Origin of the sequence: Streptomyces sp. SM1, from assembly GCF_002910825.1 — a bacterium.
Classification (GTDB): domain Bacteria; phylum Actinomycetota; class Actinomycetes; order Streptomycetales; family Streptomycetaceae; genus Streptomyces; species Streptomyces okerensis.
In genome coordinates this window covers 1-3708 of sequence record NZ_NEUB01000903.1, presented here as the reverse complement: position 1 = coordinate 3708, position 3708 = coordinate 1, and the positions used below count along the sequence as shown (strand labels likewise).

The 3708-nt window shown below is 67.6% G+C and carries 2 protein-coding genes and 2 pseudogenes; 3 read left to right on the top strand and 1 reads right to left on the bottom strand.

The features are described 5' to 3' along the window. The 3 genes and pseudogenes from B9S61_RS30365 to B9S61_RS30355 all read left to right on the top strand — a co-directional run. A pseudogene (locus B9S61_RS30365) lies at positions 1 to 283 on the top strand (transposase); the annotation flags it as partial. 332 nt (positions 284 to 615) lie between these two features. Further along, positions 616 to 1842, top strand: a complete 1227-nt coding sequence (locus tag B9S61_RS30360) for a benzoate/H(+) symporter BenE family transporter (RefSeq protein ID WP_103545100.1) — start codon at positions 616 to 618, stop codon at positions 1840 to 1842. A gap of 171 nt (positions 1843 to 2013) precedes the next feature. Continuing rightward, positions 2014 to 3363 (top strand): ISL3 family transposase, encoded by a 1350-nt coding sequence (locus B9S61_RS30355; protein WP_219819979.1) that lies wholly within the window; start codon positions 2014 to 2016, stop codon positions 3361 to 3363. Here B9S61_RS30355 and B9S61_RS41765 read toward each other — a convergent pair. Continuing rightward, positions 3284 to 3708: pseudogene (locus B9S61_RS41765) on the bottom strand (hypothetical protein); the annotation flags it as partial. The gene B9S61_RS30355 and the pseudogene B9S61_RS41765 sit on opposite strands and share 80 nt — an antisense overlap.

Sequence of the window (3708 nt, the reverse complement as noted above, 5' to 3'; positions counted from 1 at the left end):
CGACCTGCGGCCCGTCTATCACCGGCTCGAGGAACGCATACGCGCACACGTCATCCTCTGCTGGCTCGCTCTGCTGCTGATCCGCATCACAGAGACCACCACCGGTGCGACCTGGACGACCGTCCGCCGAGAGCTCGACCGGCTCCACCTCGGCACCTTCACCGGCCCCACCGGCCTGTTCCGGCAGGTCACCACCCTCACCAAGCCCCAGACCGACCTCCTGGCCAAGCTCGGCATCCCCGCACCGAAGCAGATCATCGCCCTCGAACCCACACCCCGCTGACCAGCACGAACACCAGCGCCTAGAGAAACGCCTCTCAGGCGCCCTCACCCATGTCCGCGCAGGTCAGACCACAGATTCGTGACTCTATGCCGCTGAATTACGCGGAACGCAGGCTCGATGTCGGCGAGTGGCACGGCGTCGCCCACGGTGTAGGCGAGACCGCGGAGATACAGCGACTGTTCGGGCATTCTCGGCATCCGTAACGTGAGGCGGGAAGTACGCAGGTGGGGAGAAGGCTGGGGAGTGCCCCGGTCGGCACTCAGTGGCTTCGCCGAGCCCGGATCCGGTGACGCGGCCGAGGTGGACACCGGCTCCAGTATGATCACGGACTTATGAAGTCGCTGTCTCACTTAACGCGGCAAACGGCACCCCCCTCAGCCGTCGTCGCCGGCCTGATCGCCGTGCTGGTTGGCACAGCCAGTTCCGCGGCCGTCGTCTTCACCGCTGCGAAGGCCGCAGGCGCGTCGGCCGGTGAACTGGCCTCGTGGATGCTCGCGCTGGGTGTCGGCCTGAGCGCCACGAGCATAGGGCTGTCCTTACGTTTTCGTACACCTGTGGTCACGGCGTGGTCCACGCCGGGCGCCGCCGTGCTGGCCACCGGCCTGCTCGGCGCCACCATGGCGCAGGCCGTCGGCGCCTTCCTGGTGTCCGCGGCGCTGATCACGATCAGCGGGCTCACCGGCTGGTTCGCGCGCGTCATGGACCGCATACCGGTGGCACTCACGGCGGGCCTGCTCGCCGGGATTCTCGTCAGGTTCGGCACCGGGCTGTTCAGCGCGATGCGCGACAGCTTCGGCACGGTGTTTCCCATGTTCGCCGTGTATCTGGTGTGCCGCCGGTGGCTGCCGAGGTACGCGGTCGTCGCCGCCCTGGTCACGGGCGCCGTCGCGGCCTCGGTGTCCGGTTCGGTCCATCTGGGAAATGTGGATCTAGCGATCGCCGCACCGATCTTCACCGCGCCCGAATTCTCCTGGCAGGTGATCATCGGTGCCGGACTGCCGCTGTTTGTGGTGACCATGGCGTCGCAGAATCTGGCTGGCGTGGCGGTGTTGCGCAACGACGGCTACCAGGTACCCGTTTCCCCATTGGTCGGCTGGACCGGCGCGATCAACCTGCTGCTCGCCCCGTTCGGTTGCTTCGGACTCAATCTTGCGGCCATCACCGCGGCGATCTGCACCGGCCCCCAGGCGCACGAGAACCGCGACAGGCGCTTTCTCGCGGGCGTGTGGGCCGGGGTGTTCTACCTGTGCATCGGTGTGTTCGGCGGCACCGTCGGATCGCTGCTCATCGCCCTGCCGAAGTCCCTGATCGCCGGGATCGCCGGCCTCGGGCTACTCAACACCATCATCAACTCCCTGTCGTCGGCGCTCGCCGACGAGGAGTGGCGGGAGTCGGCCGCGGTCACCTTCCTGGCGACCGCGTCCGGGGTGACGCTACTGGGGATCGGCTCCGCTTTCTGGGGTCTGCTCGCCGGTTTCCTCACCGCGCTCGTGATCCGGAGCACGCGCAAGGCGCGGGTGGCCGGGCAGACCGCCGAGGCCGCCACGGCCGAGGGGTAGCCCCGGAAAACAGGGTCTTCGAACTTGATGGGGGTGCGGCGGTAACGAGCGGGCTCGCCGGTCACGCTGTGTGAGGTGGCGGGAGGGTGGCGGTACCCCCGACGCAAGGAGCCCGCGGGCCTTCGTGATCATGGTTGTTCTCTACGCAACCGATCATGAAACCCCACGGGCTTGAACATCGACGATACCGGGACCAACGAGGCGGCAACGCGACTTCTGGGGCTGGAGGGGGTGAGTGTGATCAAGGTCAAGGACGACGGATCGGGCGGCTCGACGGTGTACGTCGTCACGGCCGAGGACTCCGCCCGGGCCTGCCCCTCGTGCGGGGTCTTCGCCACCCGGCTGAAGGACTACCGCACCACCCGGCCCAGGCACCTGCCCTGCGGTGGGCGCCCGGTGAGCATCCAGTGGCACAAAGCTCGCTGGCGCTGCACCGAACCCGCCTGCCCACGCGGCTCGTTCACCGAGGCGATCCGCGCGGTCCCCGCCGGGATGCGGACCACCACAGCCCTCCGCCGGGCGGCGGGGGCCGCGGTCTGCGACGGCTCCCGCACCGTCGTGCAGGCCGGCCGCGACCTGCGCCTGAGCTGGCCCATCGTGCAGCGATGCTTCGAGAACTACGCCGCGGAAGTCCTGCCCGCAAACCCGCCGACCACCTCGGCGATCGGGATCGACGAGACCCGGCGGGGCAAACCGGTGTGGAAGCAGAACCCCGCCACCGGCAAGTGGGAACTCGTCGCGGACGCCTGGCACATCGGCTTCGTCGACGCGATCAGCGGACAAGGGCTGTTCGGCCAGGTCGAGGGCCGCAACGCGGCATCGGTCGCCGACTGGCTCACCTCCCAGCCCGCCACCTGGCGTGAACAGGTCCGCCACGTCGCCATCGACCTGTGCTCCACCTTCCGCGCCGCCGTGACCCGCGCCCTGCCGCACGCAGCCGTGGTCGTCGACTGCTTCCACATCGTGCAACTCGCCCAGCGCCACCTCGCCGACCTGCGCCGACGCCTCACCTGGAAGCAGCACGGCCGCCGGGCCCGCAAGGGCGACGGCATCTACACCGTCCGCAAACTCCTGCGCCGCAACAAAGAGGACCTCACCGAGGAGCAACGCAGACTCCTCAAGGCGGAGTTGGAGTACATGGGCACCTACGGCCGGCAGATCCACGCAGCCTGGCAGGCCAAGGAACTCCTGCGTGACCTCCTCGGCCTGGCGGTCAGCCGCACCCACGTCACCCCCGATCGCTCCGCGATCTCCGCCGCCCGCCACCGCTTCCTCGCCCACGTCGCCGACCATGCCCACCTCCCCGAACTCCTCGTTCTGGCCGAAACCGTCGAGCAGTGGTGGGACGGCATCGAGACCTACCTGACCACCGGCATCACCAACGCCGCCTCCGAAGGCAACAACCGCCTCATCAAGCTCGAAGCACGCAACGCCTTCGCCTTCAGGGACCGAGCCAACCAACGCCTGCGCTCACGCTGTGCAACCACTCGGCGGAGCCGACGGGAGGCGCGCCCCCACTAAATTCGAAGACCCGGTAACCGTAGGAGTCAGGATGGAACACTGGCTCCACCCGCTTCTCCATGTGAGCGGCCACCACCCTTTGAGCGATCCTGTCCGACACGGTCGGCACGCCAAGGAGACGGACCCCCTTGCCATGTGGTTTGGGAATCTCCACGCCTTTCACAGGAGGCGGAAAGTAGCTGCCCGAAGACATTCGGTTCCAGATCTTGTAGAGATTGCCCTGCAAGTCCTTCTCGAACTCTTCAATCGTGCAGCCGTCCGCCCCTGCAGAACCCTGATTTTCCTTCACCTTCAGGTACGCATCCCAGACTTCTCCCTTCGAAATCTCAAACGACTTCCCTGACG

Bases quoted from the DNA above. Each gene is read 5' to 3' on its own strand.
- B9S61_RS30360 (WP_103545100.1), top strand. From the start codon at position 616: ATGAAGTCGCTGTCTCACTTAACGCGGCAAACGGCACCCCCCTCAGCC.